22 protein-coding genes are annotated in these 23,241 nt (G+C 65.4%); 12 read left to right on the forward strand and 10 right to left on the reverse strand.

What is annotated here, in order from left to right:
* Positions 1–138 precede the first annotated feature (138 nt).
* The 4 genes from IEY12_RS11830 (at position 139) to IEY12_RS11845 (ending at position 4,142) form a co-directional block, all read left to right on the forward strand.
* The gene (locus IEY12_RS11830; RefSeq protein WP_188883915.1) at positions 139–1,023 is read left to right on the forward strand and encodes a ParA family protein; all 885 of its coding nucleotides are present in this window, start codon (positions 139–141) and stop codon (positions 1,021–1,023) included.
* Positions 1,020–1,385, forward strand: a complete 366-nt coding sequence (locus IEY12_RS11835; protein WP_188883916.1) for a DUF7970 domain-containing protein — start codon at positions 1,020–1,022, stop codon at positions 1,383–1,385. The genes IEY12_RS11830 and IEY12_RS11835 overlap by 4 nt, the downstream gene beginning before the upstream one ends.
* 132 nt (positions 1,386–1,517) lie before the next feature.
* On the forward strand, positions 1,518–2,135 hold the full coding sequence (rdfA, locus tag IEY12_RS11840) for a rod-determining factor RdfA (protein WP_188883917.1): 618 nt from the start codon (positions 1,518–1,520) through the stop codon (positions 2,133–2,135).
* A 45-nt stretch (positions 2,136–2,180) separates the two neighbouring features.
* A complete protein-coding gene (locus tag IEY12_RS11845; protein WP_188883918.1) occupies positions 2,181–4,142 on the forward strand; it encodes an archaea-specific SMC-related protein in 1,962 nt (653 codons plus the stop codon).
* A 37-nt stretch (positions 4,143–4,179) separates the two neighbouring features.
* Here the strand turns inward: IEY12_RS11845 and IEY12_RS11850 are convergent, their stop codons facing one another.
* A complete protein-coding gene (locus IEY12_RS11850; RefSeq protein ID WP_188883919.1) occupies positions 4,180–5,661 on the reverse strand; it encodes a molybdopterin-dependent oxidoreductase in 1,482 nt (493 codons plus the stop codon).
* 85 nt (positions 5,662–5,746) lie between these two features.
* On the opposite strand from IEY12_RS11850, the gene IEY12_RS11855 reads away from it, so the two are divergent.
* The 3 genes from IEY12_RS11855 to IEY12_RS11865 all read left to right on the forward strand — a co-directional run bounded on the left by IEY12_RS11855 (position 5,747) and on the right by IEY12_RS11865 (position 7,997).
* Complete coding sequence (locus IEY12_RS11855) at positions 5,747–6,610, forward strand: FAD-dependent oxidoreductase (RefSeq protein WP_188883920.1); 864 nt, start codon at positions 5,747–5,749, stop codon at positions 6,608–6,610.
* Positions 6,611–6,844: 234 nt separating this feature from the next.
* Positions 6,845–7,609, forward strand: coding sequence for an IclR family transcriptional regulator (locus tag IEY12_RS11860; RefSeq protein WP_188883921.1), 765 nt, complete (start codon positions 6,845–6,847; stop codon positions 7,607–7,609).
* A gap of 163 nt (positions 7,610–7,772) precedes the next feature.
* Positions 7,773–7,997, forward strand: a complete 225-nt coding sequence (locus IEY12_RS11865; protein ID WP_188883922.1) for a hypothetical protein — start codon at positions 7,773–7,775, stop codon at positions 7,995–7,997.
* 135 nt (positions 7,998–8,132) lie between these two features.
* Here IEY12_RS11865 and xacF read toward each other — a convergent pair whose 3' ends face one another.
* The 3 genes from xacF to IEY12_RS11880 form a co-directional block, all read right to left on the reverse strand.
* Entirely contained in the window at positions 8,133–9,575 is a 1,443-nt protein-coding gene (gene xacF, locus IEY12_RS11870; RefSeq protein ID WP_188883923.1) for a 2,5-dioxovalerate dehydrogenase, read from the reverse strand.
* Between the two features lie 82 nt (positions 9,576–9,657).
* Positions 9,658–10,752, reverse strand: coding sequence for a Gfo/Idh/MocA family protein (locus tag IEY12_RS11875; protein WP_188883924.1), 1,095 nt, complete (start codon positions 10,750–10,752; stop codon positions 9,658–9,660).
* Between the two features lie 117 nt (positions 10,753–10,869).
* The gene (locus IEY12_RS11880) at positions 10,870–11,598 is read right to left on the reverse strand and encodes a fumarylacetoacetate hydrolase family protein (RefSeq protein WP_188883925.1); all 729 of its coding nucleotides are present in this window, start codon (positions 11,596–11,598) and stop codon (positions 10,870–10,872) included.
* A 750-nt stretch (positions 11,599–12,348) separates the two neighbouring features.
* Between IEY12_RS11880 and IEY12_RS15885 the strand changes: the two genes are divergently transcribed.
* Positions 12,349–12,477: a hypothetical protein gene (locus tag IEY12_RS15885; protein ID WP_268246005.1), complete on the forward strand. Its 129-nt coding sequence runs from the start codon at positions 12,349–12,351 to the stop codon at positions 12,475–12,477.
* Between the two features lie 187 nt (positions 12,478–12,664).
* A complete protein-coding gene (locus IEY12_RS11885; RefSeq protein ID WP_188883926.1) occupies positions 12,665–13,603 on the forward strand; it encodes a dihydrodipicolinate synthase family protein in 939 nt (312 codons plus the stop codon).
* A 633-nt stretch (positions 13,604–14,236) separates the two neighbouring features.
* On the opposite strand, the gene IEY12_RS11890 is transcribed toward IEY12_RS11885, so the two are convergent.
* The 3 genes from IEY12_RS11890 to IEY12_RS11900 form a co-directional block, all read right to left on the reverse strand.
* Positions 14,237–15,532, reverse strand: a complete 1,296-nt coding sequence (locus tag IEY12_RS11890) for a TRAP transporter large permease (protein WP_188883927.1) — start codon at positions 15,530–15,532, stop codon at positions 14,237–14,239.
* Positions 15,532–16,071, reverse strand: coding sequence for a TRAP transporter small permease (locus IEY12_RS11895; RefSeq protein ID WP_188883928.1), 540 nt, complete (start codon positions 16,069–16,071; stop codon positions 15,532–15,534). Before IEY12_RS11895 ends, IEY12_RS11890 begins: the two co-directional genes overlap by 1 nt.
* Positions 16,072–16,268: 197 nt before the next feature.
* Positions 16,269–17,351 (reverse strand): TRAP transporter substrate-binding protein, encoded by a 1,083-nt coding sequence (locus IEY12_RS11900; RefSeq protein ID WP_188883929.1) that lies wholly within the window; start codon positions 17,349–17,351, stop codon positions 16,269–16,271.
* A gap of 169 nt (positions 17,352–17,520) precedes the next feature.
* Here IEY12_RS11900 and IEY12_RS11905 point away from each other — a divergent pair, with 169 nt between their 5' ends.
* Positions 17,521–18,555 (forward strand): mannonate dehydratase, encoded by a 1,035-nt coding sequence (locus tag IEY12_RS11905; RefSeq protein WP_188883930.1) that lies wholly within the window; start codon positions 17,521–17,523, stop codon positions 18,553–18,555.
* 28 nt (positions 18,556–18,583) lie between these two features.
* Here IEY12_RS11905 and IEY12_RS11910 read toward each other — a convergent pair whose 3' ends face one another.
* Positions 18,584–19,027, reverse strand: a complete 444-nt coding sequence (locus IEY12_RS11910; RefSeq protein ID WP_188883931.1) for a universal stress protein — start codon at positions 19,025–19,027, stop codon at positions 18,584–18,586.
* 830 nt (positions 19,028–19,857) lie between these two features.
* Here IEY12_RS11910 and IEY12_RS11915 point away from each other — a divergent pair.
* Positions 19,858–20,178 (forward strand): hypothetical protein, encoded by a 321-nt coding sequence (locus IEY12_RS11915; RefSeq protein WP_188883932.1) that lies wholly within the window; start codon positions 19,858–19,860, stop codon positions 20,176–20,178.
* A 54-nt stretch (positions 20,179–20,232) separates the two neighbouring features.
* On the opposite strand, the gene IEY12_RS11920 is transcribed toward IEY12_RS11915, so the two are convergent.
* A complete protein-coding gene (locus IEY12_RS11920; protein ID WP_188883933.1) occupies positions 20,233–21,240 on the reverse strand; it encodes an aldo/keto reductase in 1,008 nt (335 codons plus the stop codon).
* Positions 21,241–21,337: 97 nt separating this feature from the next.
* On the opposite strand from IEY12_RS11920, the gene IEY12_RS11925 reads away from it, so the two are divergent.
* The gene (locus tag IEY12_RS11925) at positions 21,338–22,342 is read left to right on the forward strand and encodes a TIGR03557 family F420-dependent LLM class oxidoreductase (RefSeq protein WP_188883934.1); all 1,005 of its coding nucleotides are present in this window, start codon (positions 21,338–21,340) and stop codon (positions 22,340–22,342) included.
* 13 nt (positions 22,343–22,355) lie between these two features.
* On the opposite strand, the gene IEY12_RS11930 is transcribed toward IEY12_RS11925, so the two are convergent.
* On the reverse strand, positions 22,356–23,234 hold the full coding sequence (locus tag IEY12_RS11930) for an SMP-30/gluconolactonase/LRE family protein (RefSeq protein ID WP_188883935.1): 879 nt from the start codon (positions 23,232–23,234) through the stop codon (positions 22,356–22,358).
* Positions 23,235–23,241 lie beyond the last annotated feature (7 nt).

Consider the following 23,241-nt stretch of genomic DNA (forward strand, 5'->3'; position numbering starts at 1 on the left):
CCCGCTCACACGCCCCGGAGGGATAGAAGACACGGGCCATACGATAATACTAGACAGTACACTTAGTCAGTAATACTTCGTAGGTGTACTGAGTGGGTTGGCGAAAGCTACTTGGTCGGCCCCGCGCATGGAGTGCGTATGCCGACGACCGCATACACGATCTGGAGCGAGGCCGGCGGGGTGGGGAAGACCACCTTCACGGTCACGCTCGCGGCCGCGCACGCCCGACACGGCCAGCGCGTGCTCGTCGTCGACCTCGACCCGCAGGACGGCGGGGCGACCCACCACTTCGGCGCGACCGACGAGCGCTCGAACCCCGAGGCGGACAACCTCGTCCGGCACATGATCGGCCGTCCGAAGGGCGACTTCGCGGACCTCGTCGAGGGCGTCGCCGACGGGATCGACCTCGTGCCGTCGCACAACATGCTCGAATCCCTCGAGCGCAACCTCCTGCGCGCCCAGCGCATGGAGGAGGACATGGGCGAGGAGTTCGTCCCCGAACGCCAACTCCGCCGCGTCCTCAGCGAGAACGCGATTCCCGAGACGTACGACGTCATCATCATCGACCCGCCCGCGACCGGCGGCCAGCACGTCTACAACGCCGTCTACGCGGCGTCGAACCTCCTCATCCCCATCGAGCTCTCCGCGAAGGGACAGGAGTCCGTCGAGGGGATGCGCGACACCGTCGAGGGCATCGAGGCCGAGCTCGAGGACGTCGAAGTCGGCGTCCTCGGCGTCGTCCCGAACCGCGTCTCGAACACGAAGACCCAGTCGGCGTACAAGGAAGCCCTCGAGGAGCAGGGCTTCCCCGTCGCGCCGGTGGAGGTCCGCGAGCGCCGCGCGATGCTGGAGGGCGCGTGGGACGCCCAAACGACCCCCTACGAGTTCGCGACCGGTCGCGAGCGCGTTCGCGAACGCGAGCTCGAGACGCTCCGGCAGTTCGACGAGCTCGCGCGCTACGTCGCCGCGCAGTTCGGCGTCGAGTTGGACGAATCCGACATCGACGAGGAGGTGCGACTATGAAGTCCGGCGCGAGCGACCCGTTCGCAAACGACGACGACGAAGGCGAGGAGGCGAGGGAGTCCGAGGCCGACGCGTCGTCCGAGGGTGCGGCGAGCGAGAGCGGGGACGCGTCGAGCGACGAACCGATCGAACTCCCCTACATCTACCGGCGCGACAAGGTGAAGGACGAGCGCCCGGACGTCCACCAGCTGTTCGTGCGCTCGGAGACGGACGAATCGGCGCGCGACGCCGAGCGAGACCTCGAGAAACTCCTCGGCGAGGACGTCTACCGCCTCGACGCCCGCGAAGCAATCTACCTCGCGGGGATGCGCCACCTCGACGAGGCGGCGGACGTGCTCCGCGAGTGGGGGTACGACCGCTGACCGGCGAGCCGGCGGACCGGGCCGTACCCGCTCTGAGCCCGCCGAATACCAGCTGACAGGCACTTACATAGATAGGGGTGTAAACCGACGCGGCAGAACACTTATATCGCGGCTCGGCTTACGTGACGTAACATGAGTGCAGACGAAGCGACCTGCAACTGCAAGGTCGGCCGGGTCGCGTCCGAGTACGGGCTCGGGGAGATCGGCGAGGAACTGGCGTCGCTCTGGCGCGGCGAGGAGGGCGAGTCGTACAGCCTGCGCGACCTCCAGCATTACTTCAACCAGCGCGTCCTCGAAGCGGAGTTGCGCTCGGCGAACGTCGAGGTGCTCGACGGCGAACTGGAGAACACCTATCGCCTCCTCACGGACGACGACGTGAGCGCGGGGATGCGGACGCAGGCGATGGGGCGACTCGAGCGCGACGGCGTCGACGTCGAGGCCGTCGAGAAGGACTTCGTCTCCCATCAGTCCATCCACACGCACCTCCGGGAGTGCCTCGGCGCCGAGAAGGACCCCGAGCCGGCGGACCGCGTCGCCTCGACGCAGAGCACGGTCGGATCGCTGGAGGCGCGCACGGAGAAGATCGCGGCCAACAACCTCGAACGCCTCGCCGGCGAGGAAGTGTCGCTCGAAGGCTTCGACGTCATCGTGACGACGCACGTCACCTGCGACGAGTGCGGGCGGCGCTACGAGTTCGGCGACCTACTCGACGACGGTGGCTGTGAGTGTCGCCTCCCACAGCACGCCTGACGGCTTGCAGTACCTATAAGTCGGCACGCTTCGTCAGGGGCGGGTATGCAAACGAGTCGTGCCGAGGGGACGGACGCGAGTATCCGAGTCTCCAACATCGGCGGTATCGAGTCGACGGAAGTCGACCTCACACCGGGCGTGAACGTCCTCGTCGGACGGAACGCGACCAACCGGACGTCCTTTCTCCAGTCGCTGATGGCGGTCTCGGGGAGCCAGCGCGCGTCGCTGAAGGGCGACGCCGAGGAGGGCCGCGTCGAACTCGAGCTCGGCGACGAGACGTTCACGCGCGTCCTGACGCGGCGCGGCGACGGCGTCGACTTCTCCGGCGACCCCGTCCTCGACGACCCCGAGCTCGCGGACCTCTTCGCGTTCCTCCTCGAGGACAACGAGGCGCGTCGCGCCATCGCCACGAAGGGCGACCTCCGAGACCTCGTGATGCGACCGGTCGACACGGAGGCGATCAACGACCGCATCGACGAACTCGTCGCGGAGCGCGAGCGCATCGACGACGAGATCGAGAGCGCGGACGCTGCGAGCCGCCGGATTCCCGAGCTCGAGGAGCGCCGCGTCGACCTGCAGGACGAGATCGAGGCGAAGCGCGAAGCCCTCGAAGCCAAGCAGGACGAGATCGACGAAGCCGACGCCGGCGTCGAGGAGTCCCGCGAGGAGAAGGACGACCTCGAGCAGGCGCTCGACCGGCTGAACGACCGGCGCGCGGAGCTCGAACGCGTCGCCTCGCGGCTGGAGAACGAGCGCTCCAGTCTCGCGTCCGTCCGCGAGGAGCGCGAGGACGTCGAGGAGACGCTCGCGGACCTCGACGCGGTCGACGAGGACGAGGTGACGTTCCTCGAGGAGCGCGTCTCCTCGCTTCGCGATCGGAAGCGGCGCCTCGACTCGACGATCACGCAGCTCCAGAGCCTCATCCAGTTCAACGAGGAGATGCTCGACGGCGAGCACACCGAGGTCCTCCAGCTCCTCGCGGACGAGGAGGGCGCGGAGTCGAGCGCGGTGACGGACGCGCTCCTCCCGGAGTCCGAGCACTCGCAGGGCCGCTGTTGGACGTGTGGCTCCGAGGTGTCGATGGACGACGTCGAGGAGACGCTGGAGAAGCTCCGCTCGCTCGCGCGCGAGAAGCGCACGGAGCGCTCGGACGTGACGAGCGAGCTCGAGGACGTGCAGGCCGAGCGCAACGAGCTCGAGACGCGCATCGAGCGCCGCGAGAGCCTGGAGTCGCGGCTCGAGGACCTCGGCGAGGAGATCGAGGAGCGCGAGGACGCCGTCGAGCGCCTCACCGACGAGCGCGAGGAGGCACAGACGGCGGTCGAGGACCTCGAGGAGACGGTCGAGGACCTCGAGGAGGGCCGGCACAGCGCGGTGCTCGACCTCCACCGGGAGGCGAACGAGCTCCAGTTCGAGCTGAACGACCTGCAGGACGACCTCGAGCGCGTCGAGGAGGAGATCACGGAGCTGCAGGCGGAGGCGGACCGCCGCGAGGACCTCGAAGCGGAGCGCGAGGAACTGACGACGGAACTCGAGGACCTGCGGACGCGCATCGACCGCCTCGAAGCGGAGGCTGTCGAGTCGTTCAACGAGCACATGGAGACGGTGCTCGACGTGCTCGATTACGGGAACGTCTCGCGGGTGTGGATCGAGCGCGCGGAAGAGCAGGTCCGGCAGGGCCGCCGGAAGGTGGAGAAGACGGTGTTCCGCCTGCACGTCGTCCGCACGGGCGCGGACGGCACCGCCTACGAGGACACGGTCGACCACCTCTCGGAGTCCGAGCGCGAGGTCATCGGCCTCGTCTTCGGCCTCGCGGGCTACCTCGTCCACGAGGTCTACGAGGAGTGCCCGTTCATGCTGCTGGACTCGCTGGAGGCCATCGACTCGGATCGCATCGCGGCGCTCGTCGACTACTTCCACGAGTACGCGCCCTACATCGCCGTCGCGCTCCTGCCGGAGGACGCGCAGGCGCTCGACGACGACTACCGGCGCGTCACCGAGATCTGAACCGCGTCGCGTTCAGCGACGCGGAACGCCCGCCGCGCTAGACGGTGAGCGTGGTCTCGGCCCACCCGGACGCGCCCGAGGGGAAGGTGTCCGTCTCCGCTCGCGGTTGGACGGTGCCGTCGTCGGTGACGGCGCGCGCGCGGACGTCGTGCTCGCCGCTCGGCGGAGCCTCCCACGTGTAGGCCCACTGGCGCCAGACGTCGCCATCGAGCGCGCCGTCGAGGCGCTCGGAGAGTCGGGCGTCGCGCCACGTCTCGCCGCCGTCGACGCTGACCTCGACGCGGGCGACGCCGCGCGTGCCGGCGTAGGCGACGCCGGCGAGCGTGACGGCATCGGGGGCGCGCTCGGTCGCCCAGATCTTCGTGACGGCGTTCACGGGACCGGTGCCGTGCCAGCCGCGGCGCTCCCAGTAGCCGTCGGCCTCGCGCTCAAGGAACTCGAGGGCGGTCACCCACTTGACGTTCACCTCGCCCCAGTGGCCGGGGACGAGCAGGCGGACCGGGTGGCCATGCGCGCGGGGGAGGGGGTCGCCGTTCATGCCGAACGCGAGGAAGCCGTCGCGGAGCGCGGCGAGGGGGAACTCGACCTCGTAGCCGTCGGCGGCGTGGACCATGACGCAGCCGCAGTCGCTCGATATCGCGCGGCCCTCGAGGAGCGCGTCGACGGGGACGCCGGTCCAGACGGCGGTGTCGGTGAGTTTCCCGTCGACGGGGTCGGAGACGCAGCGGAGGGTGTCGACGGCGTCGGTGCGCTCCTCGCGTTCGCGGAGGGCGTCGAAGCCGACGGGCGCGGGGTCGTCGATGGCGCCCTCGAAGCGCAGCTCCCAGTCGGCGGCCTCGACGTAGGGGTCGGCGCTGTTGATGTCGACAGTGTAGAACTCGTCGTTCGTGGAGAGGAGGCCGGGGAGGCCGTCGACGGCGAGCGATTTCTCGTCGGCGTCGGCTTCGAGGGCGGCGACGCGTTCGTCGCGGTAGCGCCCGTCGGCGGGGACGGGTGTGCGGACGGCCGTGTTGCGGCCTGCGTAGCCGGCGAGCGCGCCGAAGACGGCGACGCCGCCCGCGGCGCGGAGGACGCGGCGACGGGCGGGCGAGAGCGCGGCGCGGGGCGGTCGCGGGTCGGCGAGGAAGTAGAGGACGACGACGGCGGCGGGGACGCCGGCACCGAACGCGCGAAAGAGGGAGCCGGTGGTGACGGCGGTGACGGCGGTGACGAGGAGGGCGACGGCGAAGACGCCGAGCGCGGGGGCGTCGAGTCGGAGGGCGATTTCGACGATGCTACCGACGAGCGCGGCGAGCACGAGCACGGTGAGGGCGAACGCGACGGCGTAGGCGACGGCGTCGGTGAGGCCGGGGGCCTGCGAGACGACGACGCCGACGAGGGCGCCGGGCGTGTATCGTGCGACGACGTCGTAGGCGGGGGTGACGACGAACGCGAGCGTCGCGCCGGCGACGGCAAACGACCCGGCGACGGCGGCGAGCGCGGCGAGCACGGGCGCGGCGACCCGGTCTATGTCGGCCATGCACGCGATACGGGTGGTCCCGTGTTAGCAGTTGTGCCTCCCGTGGTCCCGAAACCACTATGGCTCTCTCGAACCCCGAGTCTGTATGAGCGAGACGGCACGCGCGGACGGGGGGACCGGGGGAGAGGAGGAGCGACGGGACGTGGTGGTCGTCGGCGGCGGGCCGGCGGGCTGTGCGGCGGCGGTGTTCACGGCACGCTACGGCCTCGACACCGTCGTCTTCGACCGCGGTCCGTCCTCGATTCGGCGCTGTGGCCACCTCGAGAACTACCTCGGCTTCCCCGCCGGCATCGACATCGAGACGTTCGTCGCCCTCGCCCACGACCACGTCGAGCAGTCCGGTGGCGACGTGATCGCCGACACCGTGGAGTCGGTCGAGCGCGCCGACGGTGGCTTTCGGGTGGCGACGGCCGACGGCCGCGTCGTTCGTGCGGAGCGCGTCGTCGCCGCCGCGAAATACGGGGGCGACCCGTTCCTCGGCCTCGACGAGGACGCCGTGGAAGTCGTCGCACACGACGGCGAGGAGTCCGAGCGCTTCGACTCGGCGTACGCGGACCGAGAGGGCCGAACCCCGACGGAGGGCTTCTACGTCGCGGGGCCGCTCGCTGGCGTGCGCGACCAAGCGCTCGTCGCGGCGGGCCACGGCGCCGGGGTCGGGTGCGCCATCGTCGAGGACGTCCGCCGCGAAGCGGGCTACTGGGAGGCCGTCGCCGCCTACTACGACTGGGTGCGCCGCGAGGAGAACCTGACCGGCGAGTGGGCGGACCGCGAGCACTGGCGCGAGTACCTCGCGGCGAACGCACCCGAGGACGTGGACGAGGAGACGTTCCAGCGGGTGTGCGAGGCGTACATCGACGAGCGCTTCGCGCAGTACCGCTCGCCCGAGGAGCGCGAACGCCTCCAGTCGGAAGGCCACGCGCGCCTCGCCGAGCACCTCGACGTCGAGTAGGTGCCGTCGTGTTCGCCCGACGGGAGCGGGGTCGATTACACAGATACGGTCGTAAAACGCCTGTAACCGACGGTACTGCGTCGATGAACGATGGCCCGTCTCCACGGGCGGCCGTAGACAGTGGTCCCCGTTTCCCGCTGGAGGATCCCGAACGCGCTGTCCGGGCTTGTGGCTGATGTGTTCGTTTGCACACCGAGAACAACACTTATACGATTCCAGTGTAGTCGATCAAATATGCCCGAACAAAGCCGGCGAACGGTCGACGCAGTCCACACCGCCTGCGATATCCTCGATGTCCTCCAGACGCGCGAGCGTGCGGGAGTTACCGAAATCGCCGAGGAGGTCGGACTCGCGAAGGGAGCTGTCCACCGTCATCTAGTGACGCTCAACAACCGCGAATACGTTGTGAACGAGGACGGCGAATACCGCCTAAGCCTCCGCTATCTCGATATGGCGAACCAGGTGAAGGGGATGGTCGGGAACTACGACGTCATCGCGGGCGAACTCCAGAACCTCGCGGAGGCTACGGGCGAAATCGCGCAGTTCGCGACTGAAGAGCACGGATGGGTGACGTACGTGTACAAATCAACCGGTGATTCCGGTATTCAAACGGCCTCTTCGGCGGGCAAGCGCGAGTACATGCACTCGACGTCGCTCGGGAAGGCGATGCTCGCAGAGATGGACGAGGAGCGTGCCCGCGATATTCTCGCCGATCACGAGATGCCAAAGAAGACCGAACACACGTGCACGGACGCCGAGGCGCTGATGGAACTTCTCTCGGACGTCCGCGAGCGCGGCTACGCCCTCGATAACGAGGAAAACATCACCGGCCTGCGCTGTGTCGGGATGCCACTCACGGACAGCGACTCAGACGTCTTCGGCGCGGTGAGCGTCTCCGGGCCGGTGAGTCGTATGACGGACGAGCGCATCGACAGCGAAATCGCCGAGACGCTCGAGCGCTCTACGAACGTCATCGAAATCAACTCGAAATTCGCCTGAGGAGCACGGCTCTCCGCGTCGGCGACGGGCACCGAGGGGTGCGTGACACTTCCACACACGACACAGTGCCGGCGACCTCCGCGACAGTCCCTCGATGCGGAGGGCGCCGGGCTTCGCTTCGACAAAGAGCAGAGCGAGGCGTCGAGCCGCTCTCTCGGAACGCATGCACGAGGACAAAAACCGGGACGAAATCGCTACTGTGAACCCCCACCGGTCGAAGGGGAAGAGGAAGTCACCTCGGGTTCGCATCTCGCGTACATCCGCTCGTAAACATCGCGGTGCATACGCTATCGCCGCCGATCGATTCTCCGCGGAGAGTGAGTCCGTCGTCGAGGAGTATCCCTACGTCGAGGGGGCGTGGACGGAGTTCGAGTACGACGACGCGTGAGCCGAGTGCCAGACGCTCGACTGTGCGGGGCGGTGCGTCGTCGGACCGCGTGCGTCGGGTTGGTCGTGTGAACCGCGACGCCGAAACGAGAGCGCGACGGCCCGCGGGACCGTCGCGTCCGGCGTTAACGGACGTTCAGTAGTTGTCGTAGACGGTCTTGGAGATGGTGTAGAAGTCGATACCGGCGTCGCCCTGCTCGCGCCACGTCTCGGAGGAGGAGCGCTTGAAGCCGCCGAAGGGAACGTGGAGCTCGAGGCCCGTGGTCTTGTCGTTGACCTTCACGACGCCCGCCTCGGAGTCGTCGATGAAGCTCTTGGCTTCGGTGTGGTCGTCGGTAACGATGCTGGAGGAGAGGCCGTAGTCGACGTCGTTCGCGACGTCGAGGGCCTCCTCGTAGTCCGAGACCTTGATGACAGCGACGACGGGACCGAAGACCTCCTCTTGGGCGATGCGGTAATCGCGTTCCACATCGGTGAACACGGTGGGCTCGACGTAGAACCCGTCACCGAGATCGTCGGGGACGCCGCCGCCGGTGGCGAGCGTCGCGCCCTCGTTCTCGGCGATGTCGATGTACTCGAGGGTACCCTCGACCTCGGACTCGGAGACCTGCGGACCCATGTCCGCCTCGTTGCCGGGGCCGATCTCGATGGACTCGGCCTCGTCGACGAGGGCGTCGACGAACTCGTCGTAGACGTCCTCGTGGACGATAGCGCGCGAGCAGGCCGTACAGGACTGCCCGGTCGTTCCGAAGCCACCGGACGCCACGATGTCGGCGGCCTCCTCGGGGTCGGCCGAAGAGGCGACGACCGTCGGGTTCTTGCCGCCCATCTCCATCTGGGCGCGCTTGCCGTGGTCGGTCGCCTGATCGTAGACCATCTCGCCGACCTGCGAGCTCCCGGTGAAGGAGACGGCGTCGACCTCGTCGGCCTCCACGAACGTGTTGGCGACGGAACTACCGGGACCGGTGACGACGTTCAGGACGCCGTCGGGGAGGCCGGCCTCGTCGAGGGCCTCGGCGAGCGCAACGGCGGGACCGGGCGCGACGCTCGCGGGCTTGAGGACGACCGCGTTCCCGGTCGCGAGGGCGGGCGCGAGCTTCCAGGCGGGAATCGCGATGGGGTAGTTCCACGGCGTGATGAGCGCGGCGACGCCGACCGGCTCCTGGATCGTGTAGAGGTCCGTGTCGGGGCCGCTGGCCTGTTTGCGCGTTCCGCCGAGGTCGGACGCCTTCTGTGCGAAGTAGTAGAAGATGTCGATGGCGCGCTGGACCTCGCCGGCGGCCTCGCCGCGTGCCTTGCCCTCTTCGGCGACGAGCTGGTCGGTGAGTTCGTCCTTCTTGTCGTCGAGGATCTTCGCGGCCTCGCGCAGGACCGTCCCGCGCTCGGGGCCGGGCGTCGCCGCCCACTCGTCGGCCGCCTCGGCGGCCGCCTCGACTGCCTCGGTCGCGTCCTCGCTCCCGGACTGCTGGTAGCGTGCGACGACTTCGCTCGGGTCGGCGGGGTTGACGACGTCGAGCGTCTCGCCCGTCTCCGTCGTCGTCCACTCGCCACCCACGTAGTTCTTGTTCGCGTCTGGCATGCAGACGTGTGGTTTGTCGTCCGACTTGAGGCATCTTTGGGTACCGGCGGGCTTTGCTCACCTTGTCACGCTGTCTCGCGATTCACCACGACGTGATGGTAACGTCCCTGAGCGGGCGGCTCAGCGGGATTTCGACGCGGCCACCGGTGTATTCAGAAAGATAGAACGCGACGATGATTTCGAGCGATCTGAGCGCGTCCGTTCCGGGCGAGCGGTTCTCCGCCTCGCCGTCGAGGAGGGCGACGACGTGCGCGGCGGCGTTCGGGAACGCGCGCTGGTAGTCCTCGTCCCACGTCCACGCCCCCTCGATCCCCGGGAGGTCCGCCTCCGTGTGCTCGCCGTCCTCGAGCCCCCAGTAGCGCCACTCGCCGTCGTCGTTGTTCATGTAGAGTTTCCCCCCCGAGCCGACGAAGTTCAGCGTCATCGAGGAGTCCTCGCGCGGTATCGTGCAGTCCACGGTCACGAACGTCCCGTCGTCCATCACGACGAAGCCGCCGCCGCCCGCGTCGTCGACGTCCACGGCCGCGTCCAGCGACTCCACCGCCTCGTTCTCGCCGGTGATGTGGCCGGTGACGGACTCGGCGCGCGCGTCCAGCAGGTAGACGAGCGTGTCCAGCAGGTGCGTCGAGTTCCGCAGGAGCTCCATGCGGTACTGCGCGCTCACCGAGTGGACGTCGCCGAGCAGGTCCTCCTCCTGCACGAGCGCGCGGAGGCGCTCGAGCTTCTCCGTGAAGCGGAAGGAGTGGTTCACGAGCAACTCCGCGTCCGCCTCCTCGCAGGCCGCGATCATCCCCTCGGCGTCCGAGACGCTGGACGCGATGGGTTTCTCGCACCACACCACGTCCGGGTCGCCGATCTCCACGGCGTCCGTGACGTGGTCGTGGTGGAGGAACGACGGCGTACAGACGGAGACGACGTCGAGGTCCTCGGCCTCCAGCATCGCCGTGTGGTCCGCGTAGAGGGCGTCATCCGGGAGGTCCCACGCGTCGCCGAACGTCGAGAGCTTCTCCTCGTCGAGGTCCGCGATGGCGACGAGCTCGACGCCGTCGGTCGCCGCGTAGCCGCCCGCGTGACTCGCCTCGAACTTCTTCCGTCCGATGTCCTCCTCGTCGTGCATGCCGAGGATGCCGAGGCCCGCGATGCCGCCCGCCCCGATGATGCCCGCGCGGTACGTCATCCGCCCACCTCACTGTCCGGCGTCACCGGATGCCCAGCTCGCGTTCCTCGACGCGCCGCACGCTGCTCGTCCATACCCGCCCTATTCGGACGATATATAATAAATTATGGTGTGTCGTTACCGCTCGACGGCGTGCTCGAGGGTGCCGATGCCCTCGATTTCGACTTCGACCTCGTCGCCGTCCTCGAGGCTGTTGACGCCGGCGGGGGTGCCGGTGATGATGACGTCACCCTCCTCGAGGGTCATGTACTGGGTGATCTCCGCGACGAGTTCGGGGACGCTGAAGATGAACTCGGCGATGCTCGAGGACTGCCGGACCTCGCCGTTGACGCGGAGTTCGACGTGTGCGTCGTCGGGGACGTGCTCGGGGTCGGCGACGACGGGGCCGAGCGGGCAGGCGCCGTCGAAGGCCTTCCCGCGCACCCAGTTCTGCTCGACGTACTGGTCGTCGCGGTTCGAGACGTCGTCCGCGACCGTGTAGCCCGCGACGACGTCCATCGCCTCCGACTCGGGGACGTTCCGACACTGCTCGCCGATCACGATGCCGAGCTCGACCTCGTGCTCGATCGTCTCCTTCCCCTCGGGGGGCGTGATGGTGTCGCCGTGGCCCGCGACGGTATTCGGCGGCTTCAGGAAGAGCAGCGGTCGGTCCGGAACCTCCATGCCCTCCTCCTCCGCGTGGTTCGCGTAGTTCAGCCCCACGCAGATGATCTTGCTCGGGTCGCTCGGCGGCAGGACGTCGACCTCCGAGGGCTTGTACGTGCGCTCGCCGAACTCGATACCGTCGTCCGTCCAGTTACCGTTGCGGATCGCACCAGCAGGATCACGGAATCTGACGTGTCGCATCGTCCAAGGCATCACCGAGAAAGTACTAAGCAATGTCGGTCCCAAGTGGTCCGGTCTTGACGGATTTAGGTCGAGTTCGTGAGCCAAGTCGTTTCCCGAAGGAGAACGCGGCCGGCCACAGATGGGCGGGCAGTGAACCGACCGGTATAGCCGGAGAGGACCAGCAATAGGAGGTGAGGATAGGTCGAGTGGTGGTCTCCAGACGTGACGACAGCAGGTGGCTGTTACACGCATATCTGTGTAAACGGTTCGACCTGGCGGAGCGGCCACCGTCATCGCGTAACCAATCGATAACGCCCGTTATCGGGTCTCGAAGGGTATCAGCCAAACGAGCAGCCAAGTGAGCGCGTTCTCAACAAGAGAACTGACGGCGTGTCTCCCAGTGCGAGAATCGTACACAGACCGACCCAACGGCGTAGTGGAAACGGCGTTCAGGCCGCGTACGGGAGGCGGTCGTCGTTCGCCACGGGGGAATAGGACAGTGAAGCGGCCCACCGCCGCCTCGCGGCCGATAGTCATAACAGCCCGTTGAGGAACTTGGAACACGAAATCGAGGTTGCCTTCGGAACTCACCCTCACGAGCGTCTTCTAGTTTGTTGCGGTCGAGTGTACGATCTCGGGGACCTCTGATTGGAGCGTGCCCGTGCTCTACGATGCACTCTCGTCGGGCGACCGGGCCCGCGTACGCATACGCCGCGATGCCCGTCTCCTCCATCTGAGGTCCGCGGCTGGATCGGCGTCGATACCCACATGCACGTCGCACAGGGGGAAATCTTCGCCCCTGTCCTCGACCACATCGAAGCGGGGGACGCCAAGGTCAGCGAGAAGACGACTGGCCCCGAGCAGCACGCGCCCTTCGGCGGGATCAGCAGTCCTTAGGCACATGTACCGAACAGGGCGACGCCGGTCTCGGCTACTCCATCACAACGAAGACGGTCTGCCGGAACCGCCGAGCAGTCCTGCGGTCGGTGAACCGGTTACCTGTCTCCCGTACAGCGATTGCCGGGCACGTCCTGAACCGCTTTCGTCGACAGCTTTATATCACATCTCCCTGTTTACGGTACCAATGCCATCGGCCACCAAACAGGTCAAGCAACGGCTACGCGGCGTCGCAACTGGACTCCTCACTCCGTTTGACGAGGACCGGGAAATCGTCCACTGGAAGATCGAAGAGAACGCGAAGTCGCTGTACGACAGCGGCATCCGGACGTTCTTGGCGGCTGCAAACATCAGCGAATACCACTCCCTGTCGCAGAGCGAGCGGATCGCTGTCACCAAGACGAGCGTCGATGCGCTCCCCTCCGACGCGTGCGTCCTCGCCGGCGTGGGCGGTAGTACGGACGACGCGATAGAACTGATCGACGCGTACGATCAGATCGGGGTCGACGCGATGATGATCATGCCCCCCGACCACACCTATCTCCACGAACAGGGGCTACTCAACTACTATCGCGATCTCGGTGAAACATCGGAAGCACCGCTCGTTCCATACGTCCGCGGGTTCGACCCGTCGGTTGACTACTTGGCCGAGCTGACCCGCCTCGAGAGCGTCGTCGGTATCAAATACGCCCTCGAGGACCCAGTGAAGCTGGGCGCCGGCGTCGCAGCCGGTACCGATGACGTCGTCTGGGTGGACGGGCTCGCGGAGCCGTACGCGGTCAGTTTCTGGGCGGAGGGTGTCGAGGGGTTCTCCGCCGGCGTCAGCAACTTCCGTCCGGAAGTGGGCTTGGAGCTGTACGACGCCCTCGTCGCCGAGGATTGGGACCGAGCACGGAAGCTACGAGATGCGTGTCTCCCCTACCAGCAGTTCCGAGAACAGACCGGACAGAACAACACCATCGCCGGTGCGGTCAGTGTCCCGGCGGTCAAGAAGGGGCTCGAGCTCGCCGGCCTCCATGGCGGTGCCGTTCGCGATCCGATTCGGCCGCTCGACGACGAGAAGGAACAACGCGCGGAGGAGTTGTATCGGCAGTTAGACGACGACATCAGCCGTCTCGTCAGGTAACCGAACACCGTTAGTGTCGGAGTGGTCAGTAGCCCAGACGATGAGGTAGCGTAGGAGTCCGGGAAGCGGTCTATTAGCCGCCATCGTCGCTGGCCACCGAGGCCTCGTGTTTTCTGAAACCGACCACCATTTGAAGGCTGTATAACCGGGACCGGTAATAGTCAGAGAGCAAGGCCCGACTGCAATCGTTCATATATGATTTCCGTATAGACACGTCTACGATATATCCTAACAAATGGGAGGAGGCCACAGGATAGCAGTGAGTACCTGCACTGGACATTCGTGGGTCACGGTATCGACCTTCTCGTCGGGTGTCCGGGAACGCAGACACTCCCCTCCTTGATCAAATCGTCGCTGAACGTGAAGAGGTTCGGTACGTGATGGCGCGCGACGAGACAGCGTAGAGACAACATTGACACGATGAAGGCGACAGCGCCCCGACGGCGGCGCTAACGATTCCGGAGCTAGGCAATACGGACGCGGTTCACGGCCTCAAGAACGCACTGGACGACTACGTCCGGATACCCCACGTCTCAAACTGGCTTAATCAGACAAGACTGGCCACCGTGGGCTGACGGAGATCCCATATTAAGAGTGAGAGACAGGACTGAAGAAGAAAAGAGCGGGGACCGGTTATCCCGCGAGGTTATACGGGATCCACGTGGTGAGGTCGGGGAAGAACACGATCAGCAGGACGACGAGAAGGATGGGGATGTAATAGGGAATGACCGCCTTCATGACTTCTTTCAACGTCGCGTCGGTCACTTTCTCCAAGACGAACAGCACCGATCCGAGTGGCGGCGTGACGACTCCCAGCATCAGCGTGAGGATCATCACGATGCCGAAGTGAATCGGATCGATACCAACCTGCTGGATCACGGGCATGACGATTGGCGTCATGATCATGATCGTCGCGGTGATACTCATGAACGTCCCGAGGAGCAGGAACAGGCCGACGAACAGGAAGAGGACGGCTGTCTGGTTCGTCGTGGTCGCGAGTACCGTCTCCGCCAAGAGGGTCGGGATACCGAGTTGCAGTGCCACGAGTCCGTACAGCATCGCGATGCCGATGATGAACAGGATGGCGAACGTCTCAACCATCCCCCCCCTGAACTCCTTGACCATGGAGCCGGGGGTCAGGTCTCCGTTAACGAAGCCGAGAAGGAGCGTGTAGAGGACAGCGAGCGCCCCGGCCTCGGTCGGGGTGAACATCCCGGTCGTGATGCCGGCAATGATGAAGATGGGAATCGCGAGCGCCGGAAGCGCGCTGACGAAGCTCCGGTAGCACTCACCGAAGTCGAAGCTGCCGGTCTTGCCCGGACCGTTCTTGAGGACGACCGCGTAGACAAACAGCGACAGGAACAGTGCGAGGAGAACACCCGGAATGATGCCGGCTAGGAAGAGCGAACCGATCGACTCCTGAGCCAGCACCGCAAAGAGGATGATCGGGACACTCGGGGGAATGATCGGGCCGATGATCGAGGAGGTCCCCGTGACGCCGATCGCCGTCGACTTGTCGTAGTCGTACTCGCGCATCGACGTATACTCAACGCGACCGAGGCCCGCCGCGTCCGCGACCGCGAGCCCAGACATTCCCGAGAATATCAGGCTGGCGAGGATGTTCACCTGGGCGATACCGCTTCTGAACTGACCGACGAGCGAATTGGCGAACTCAAAGACGTTTTCGGTCATCCCCGTCCGGTTCATCAGCCGCCCCAGCATGAGGTAAAACGGTACCGCCAGCATAACGAAGCTGTTCAGGCCATGCAGGAGTTGATTGGAGATAATCCCCGGATTGAAGCTCGGCCCGATGGGGAGTAGCATCACGAAGACTGACGTCGCGCCGAGTGCGATTGCGATAGGGACGCCGATCGCGTACAGGAGCAACAGAGTCCCAAGGAATGCCAACAGGATCGTGTCTACTGCCATTACTCGGCTACCTCCGTGGTGATCTTATCTGTCCAAGTCGTGACGCCGAGCGATTCGAACAGGTTCCAAACCTCGTAGACGAGTGTCACCGCCAGTCCGAGCGTAATGCCTGCGTAGACGTAGCTGGACTGGATTGGTAGGTCCAGCAGCCGGTCGCCCCAGTTTTCGATTCCGGCGAGGCCGGCGGCGTAGACGGCCACGGCGAGGAACGCAACCACGATCAGCTGCGTGACGGCGTCAATCGCCATCGCGGCTCGCGGGGACCGGGTCTCGATCGTGTCGCGCAGAATGTCCATCTTGATGTGCTCGTCGTTTCTCGAGGCGACGGCCGCGCCGAAGAACGTCCCGAAGATCAACGTGTATCGGGCGACGGGCGTAGTCCACCAAGCTCCACCTGCAATCGGGAGCTCGAACACGCGGACCACGACCTGGACAGTCGCCAGGAAGACGATTATCATGAAGAGGAACGTTGCCACGTTCAGGACGACCCGATCGAATACAGTGTCGTCTCGTAACTCGAGTGACTGGTCTATATCCATGGCACTCGTACTCTTCCCATCTAATAACACATATAATTTACTGAAACCGGAAGTGCTGGCGTGGTATCTAATCTAGCCAGTACCCGACAACGAGAGGACCGCAAAAACGTCAGAGGCGATTATCTGGAGTTAGTTCTCGGTCTCGGCTGGTTCGCGTTCGCTGTTCAGTTACGGGGTTCTACGCAATCGTGGCCCTATTACAGATTTCGCCATTTGTCCCAAGTCCCGGCATAGGTCGTCTCGAACAGTTCCTCGACGGCAGGACGTCCGGCCTCGGCGAAGGCCTCCTGATCGACATCGTCGACGATGGTCATTCCTTCTTCTTTGATCCTAGTCATCAGCTTTTCCTCCTGTTTCATTGCCTCTTCAGACGCCTCGGCAGTGGCCTCGTTGGCCGCCTGCGTGATCATGTCCTGGTAGGTCTCGTCGAGGCCTCGGAAGAAGTCGTCGTTGATGTACATACTCCCGCCGAGGACGAGATGACCGGTCAGGTTGTAGTAGTCCTGCACTTCCCAGAGCTTCAGCGACGAAATCTGTGCCGGCGGCCCCTCAGACGCTTCCACGACACCAGTTCGGAGTCCCGAGTACAGTTCGTTGAGTGCCACCGGCGTCGGGCTCGCACCGATTTCCTCCCAGATCTGTATCCAAGCGTCCTCTTCGGGCAGGCGGAGGTCCATGTTCTCAACGTCACCGGGCTTCTTGACCTCGTTGTTGGACGTGTAGTGTCGGACGCCGCGGTAGACGCGGGGCTCACCCATCACGCGGACGTTCCCGTCTTCGCGGATCTGATCGTACGCCGGTTGGTACTCGTCGCTCTGCATCACGGTGAGCAGCTGATCGAAGCTCTCCATGACAAACGGCTGGTTGACGAAGTAGTACTCGTTTGCCCAGCGCTGGTACGGAGCGGAGCCGCCGGTGTACATCTCGATGCTTCCACTAGAGAGGAGGTCGATGCTCTCGGGTTCGGACCCGTAGGAGCCACCGGGAGTGACCTTAACGGAGATGGCGCCGTCCGACTCGGACTCGACCTTCTGCTTAAACTTCTCGCCGGCGTTGACCATCGGCGTTCCGGTCTCGTTGACGCTGGGAAGCGTGATGCTGACCTCACCACCGCCGCTACCACCGCCGTTACTACTGTTGCTGCCGGACCCGGTTCCGCCGCCATCCGACGAGCTACATCCGGCAAGTCCGACGACGCCGGCGGAGGAGAGGGCGGCGAGGACGCTGCGGCGATTGTACACTCTACTCGACTCTGGCTTACCGTCATCTCGGCGCGGCATACCTCCTCAGTATCACCAAGAATTAATAACGTTTGTGGTGCCGAAGGTTGGGTCGCCCGGAGAAATAGAGACTAGCCGACACTTCAGGCTGGATTGGATACCGTCGAGTCGGGACGCAACTGCACCTGACACCCACACATATTTATAGTTCGACGGAACACCTCACGGTATGCCCGTGAGACAAGGTACTATTAGCGTCGGCGTACGGACGCGGAACCTCTCCACGTCACGGTTGAACTTCATCCGGCAGCTGGGAGCAACCGATGTCTTCGTTGACCACGCCGATACCGACGAGGAACCGGACGAGTTCAATGACCGGACGGCGTCATACACCGTCGAGGTCGGTCGCGGCACGATCCCGTCGGCCGAAGAACTCACCGAGGCCCGCGAACACGTCGAGGAACATGACCTCACGCTCCGTGGCATCCAGTCGCTCCCGTACTCACTGTACGGTGACATCATGCTCGGCCGCGAGGGCCGCGAGGAAGCGCTCGAACAGATCAAGACGCTCATTCGCAACCTCGGCGAGGCGGATATCCCGATCCTCGGATACCAGTGGAACCCCCGCGGCGTCGTCCCCATGCGCACGGAGCCGGTTGAGCTACGGGGGAACGCCACGGGGACGGCCTTCGACCTCGACGAGATCGACAACCCCGACGAACCGGTCCTCGACCACGAGTACACCGAGGAGGAGTTCTGGGACAACTACCACGGTTTCCTCAAGGAGGTGCTGCCAGTTGCCGAGGAGGCGGGCGTTGACCTCGCACTCCACCCCGTTGATCCGCCGTCGATCGAGTCGATCGGCGGCATTCCGCGGCTGTTTCGGAACGTGGAGAACTTCGAGAAGGCGATGGACCTCGTTCCGAGCGACAACCACGGGCTCAAGCTCTGTCTCGGCTGCTTCTCCCAGATGGGCGAGGACGTCACGGAAGTCGTCCGCCGGTTCGGTGAGAGCGACGACATCGTCTTCATCCACTTCCGTGACGTCGTCGGCGCAGTCCCGCAGTTCCACGAGACGTTTGTCGACGAGGGGAACTTCGTGACGGCGGATGTCGTACGCACGCTGGAGGATGTCGGCTTCGACGGCGTCGTGATCCCGGACCACGTCCCCGAAATGGAGGGCGACGACGACTGGCGACACCGCGCGCGCTCGTTCACCGTCGGCTACCTCAGAGGTGTCGTCGACACCGTCACCTCGGAATAAAGAGTCGTCACGGTACCGTCGTTGACTTCTATTCGGTGTGGACCGTCACTGGGCCGTCGAAGTTGAGCAGAATCGATTGCGCCAGATCACCGAAGATCGCTTTCCCTGTGGGACTGCGTTTCTGGCTGACGACGTAGATGTGCGTGCAGTCGTTCTCCTCAGCGAACGAGATGATTCCATCCGGTAGTGATGCGATTTCACTGACCACATCGTACTCCACGTCAACGTCGCGGAGCACCCGATCGGCGAGCTCCGTCGTTTCCTCTCGCATCCGGGATTCGAGATCATCGACTGACTCGATTTCGTCTACGCGACTATCACTCGATCGCTGGAGAGTCGACCTGTAGTCGTTCTCGTCGACAGCCGCCAGGACTATCAGTTCTGCACCGATCCCGGCAGCGTGCCTTCCAGCGGTGCGCAGCATTTTCTCTCCGACATCGGTCTCGCGAGCTAGCACCAGCAGGCGATCCATACCTAAGAGTTCCGCCGTATCGTATAAAATAGTATCGCCTATCACGCCGGACCACTGACGAGCCCCTCTATTCCCGGTCGTTGAGGAGCGTTCTCTACTACCGAGCCGAGTCATCAAGCCCACTAGACCGTCTGTACCGCCATGTCAGACATGTCATGGAAGGTGGCTTTCACTGCTCTCCCCGGGACCGAATACCGGGCGAAACACTCCGAAGATGTGTGTTCACGAGTGGGGAACAGTTTCCGGCCGACCACAACGATGACTGGAATTTCACAGCCGACCACCGACTCATCTATCCTCATATCTCACGCCGTTAGCGTGGGGGCAACGTCATCCCGATCGGTGCGTTCTCGGAGCGAGAACAGAGAATGAGCGGTCGCCTCGCTACGAACAATCGGTAGGACTGGTACCTGCAGAACGACCGGTCAGTCCTGTACGGTCGCCTCTTGGATGATCGTCCACGGGGGCGGTGCCGTTGCGTTCGTCAACGGAATCGTCGAGCACACCGGGTCCATCGGAATCGGAGCCGACCTCAACTCGTTCATGTTCCCGAGAGTGTCTGCTGTTACTCGTTCTCTTCATGAGCACAGCGTCGTACACTGGGCGATAGGGATTACATGGATACTCGTGTAAACTATCCGCTCTCGGGCGCGACAGCCACAGAAGGGATCCGACGATCCCAAGATCGTTTCTCAAAAGAGAACGGCCGGTCGTGTCAGGTGAAGCGTACCGTCCGAAGTAATCCGTGGAGTGGCAGATTAGGTCAGGTTCCTCGATGGAGCCCCACGTCGCCTTCTGCTCGTCGGTGAGGCCACTTCAGTAGACTGCCTATGAACGTCCACGCTCGCGGGGACGACCACCCGTACGCGGGCGCGGAAGCGGGCGTCGCCGACGGGCGCTTCGAGCGGGGGTCGCCCGCGTACGAGCGGAAGGTCGCGCACATCGCGGCGATGTGGCAGTCGCGGCGGGACTTCGCTCACCAGGTCGCGTGCTGTCTCGACGACGACACCGTCGAGCACGGCGTCTACACGGGACTGAGCGACAACGCGAACCGGTGGTTCAGCCTCGAACGCGTGCGGACGGAACTCGGCTATCGGCCCGAGGACGACGGCGCGGCGTGGGACGCGCCACCCGAGGAAGAGATAAAGTAGTGACTCTATGTAACGATTGTACGGGACGGATAAAACCGTTCGGGTGGGGCGCGCTCAGGCGGACGTCTCGTAGTACTCGCCGCCCTCGTCGTAGCGGGCGTCGAGGATGCGCTCGAACTGCGCGTCGGAGAGCGAGACGTCGACGGCGCCGAGGTTCTCGGCGAGTTGCTCGGTGGTGCGCGCGCCGACGATGGGAACGCAGGTGAAGGAGGGCTGATCCATCAGCCAGCGCAGCGACACCTGTGCGGGCGTCGCGTCCTCCTCGTCGGCGACCGCCTTCACCGCCTCGAGGACGTGCCAGCCGCGCTCGGAGACGTAGTAGTCCGAGAAGACGTCGTCGAGTTGGCCGCGCGAGCCCTCGGGCGCCTCGACGTCGTAGGTGTCCTCGCCAGCACGCTCGTACTTCCCGGTGAGGAAGCCGCCCGCGAGCGGGGAGTACGGGCAGACCGCGAGGTCCTGATCCGCACACACCTCGAGGTAGTCGGAGACGTCGCGCTGGTAGGCAGCGTGGAAGAGCGGCTGCGTCACGTCGAAGCGCTGGAGACCCTCCGTGTCGGCCTTCCAGAGCGCCTTCGTGAGCTTCCAGGACGCCATCGTCGAGGCGCCGAGGTAGTTCACTTTGCCCTCCTCGACGAGCGCCGTGAGGGTTTCGAGGGTCTCCGTGATGGGGGTGTCGTCGTCCCAGCGGTGGATGTAGTAGACGTCGAGGTAGTCCGTGCCGAGGCGGTCGAGCGTCCCCTCGATCTCGGCGCGGATCGTCTTCCGGGAGAGGTTCTCCTGGAAGCGCGACTCCTGCGTCCAGTAGACCTTCGAGGCGAGCACGTAGTCCTCCCTGTCCCGGTCGGCGAGCCAGTCGCCGATCCACTCCTCGCTCTTCCCGTCGCCGTAGCCGTTCGCGGTGTCGATGAAGTTCCCGCCCGCGTCCGCGAACGCGTCGAGGAGGTCGTGCGCGTCCTCCTTCTCCGTCTCGACGACGCCGTTCGACTCCTTCCCGAAGCGCCACGTCCCCAGACAGAGCTGCGAGACGTCCACGCCCGTCGCGCCGAGTTTCGTGTACTCCATGCGCGAATGGTCACCGCCTGCGACAGTCAATCCATCGGTTCACCAACGGAGCGGGGAGCGAGGAAGGCTTTTAGTCGTGTTGGTGCGACGGTGACGCATGACACGGTTCGGCTACTTCGCGTCGCTCGAGGAGTTCTCGCCGGCGGCGTGCCTCGAACAGGTCACGCTCGCGGAGGAGGCGGGGTTCGAGACCGTCTGGGTCAACGACCACTTCCACCCGTGGTTCGACCACCTCGCCGACGGGAGCGAGGCCCACGGCGGGAACTGCTGGTCGTGGCTCCCCGCCGCGCTCGAACGCACCGACGACGTCGAAATCGGCACCGGCGTCACCGCCATCCTCGAGCGCTACCACCCCGCCAACGTCGCCCACCAGCTCGCGACCCTCTGTGAGCTCTACCCGGAGCGGGTCTTCCTCGGCCTCGGGACCGGCGAAGCGCTCAACGAGCGCCCGCTCGGCTACGAGCGCCCGGCATACGGCGAGCGAGCCCGGCGCACTGCCGAGGCGATTCGCGTCATCCGCGCGCTCTTCGAGGGGTCGTTCGTCGACTTCGACGGCGAGTTCTGGGAGCTCGACGGCGCGAACCTCTACACCGGTCCCGAGGAGACCCCGCCGATTCACGTCGCCGGGAGCGGGCGGACGTCCGCGCGGCTGGCGGGCGACCTCGGCGACGGCTACGTCACCGTCTACGAGGACCCCGAGCGGGTCGAGGAGGAGCTGTTCCCGGCGGTCGAGCGCGGCGTCGAGAAATCGGCGCGCAACGGGACGCTCGACGACGTCGAGAAGACCGTCCACATACACGTCGCCTACGACGAGGACGAATCGCGCGCGCTCGAAGCCTGCGAGCCGTGGCGCTGTACGCTCCTCCCCATCGTCTTCGAGGCCGACGTCGCGGACCCCCGATACCTCCAGTCGCACGGCGACAAAGTCAGCGAGCGCGCGATGCGCGACGCCTTCGTCGTCACGGACGACCCACAGGACCTCCTCGACGTCACGGAGACGTACGTCGACGCGGGCTTCGACCAGATCGTCTATCAGAGTTCGAGTCCCGACCAAGCGGCCTTCTGCGAGGTCGTCCGCGAGGAAGTGATGCCCTCGTTCTGAGGGCGCACGCCGCTCACTCGACGGGGAACGCCGAGCGGAACTCCGGTCGGCCGGTGACGCCGGCGGGGGCGTCGAAGCGGAAGAGCGCGCCGGCGCCGTCGCCCTCCGTCCCGCGCTCGCCGCCCTCGAGCGCCGTCGTCACGTAGACGTCGTCGTAGTCGGCGCCGCCGAAGGTGACGCAGGACACCTTCCGCGCGGGGAACTCGATGCGGCCGCGTTCCGCGCCCTCCGACCCGTAGCGCGCGACGACGCCGCCGTTCCAGCGCGCCGACCAGAGGTCGCCATCGGCGTCGACCGTCATGCCGTCGGGGACGCCGGCCTCCTCGGAGAGGTCGAGGAAAGTGCGCCGGTCGGAGAGCGCGCCCGTCTCGCGGTCGTAGTCGTAGCAGTAGACGGAGTTGGCCTCGGACTCGGTGAGGTAGAGGCGCTCGCGGTCGAGCGTGAACCCCATGCCGTTCGGGATGTCGTAGCCGTAGTCGTCGGCCTCGGTCACCGTGCCGTCCGTATCGAGGCGGTAGAGGCGGCCGAGTTCGTCGTCGGTCGGCATCGTCCCGGCGTAGACGCGCCCCTCGGGGTCGGCGATGACGTCATTGAAGCGCGTGTGCGTCGCGGACTCGACAACGGTCACGTGCTCGAGTCGGCCGTCGACGAACCGGTCCACGCGGCCCGCGCCGCGAAAGCAGAGGAGCGAGCCGTCCTCCTGGATGGTGAACCCGCCGAGCGCTATGTCGTCGTCGAGGACGCGCTCGTAGTCGTCGCGCGCGGGGTCGTAGCGGTAGAGGCGGCCGTTCGGGATGTCCGTCCAGTAGAGGCGTTCCTCGTCGGGGTGCCAGAGCGGTCCCTCACCGGTGTGACAGCGCGTGTCGGCGACGCGCTCGATGTCCACGTGCATGCGTCGC

It is taken from the genome of Halarchaeum grantii (assembly GCF_014647455.2).
In the GTDB taxonomy this organism is placed as follows: Archaea; Halobacteriota; Halobacteria; order Halobacteriales; family Halobacteriaceae; genus Halarchaeum; species Halarchaeum grantii.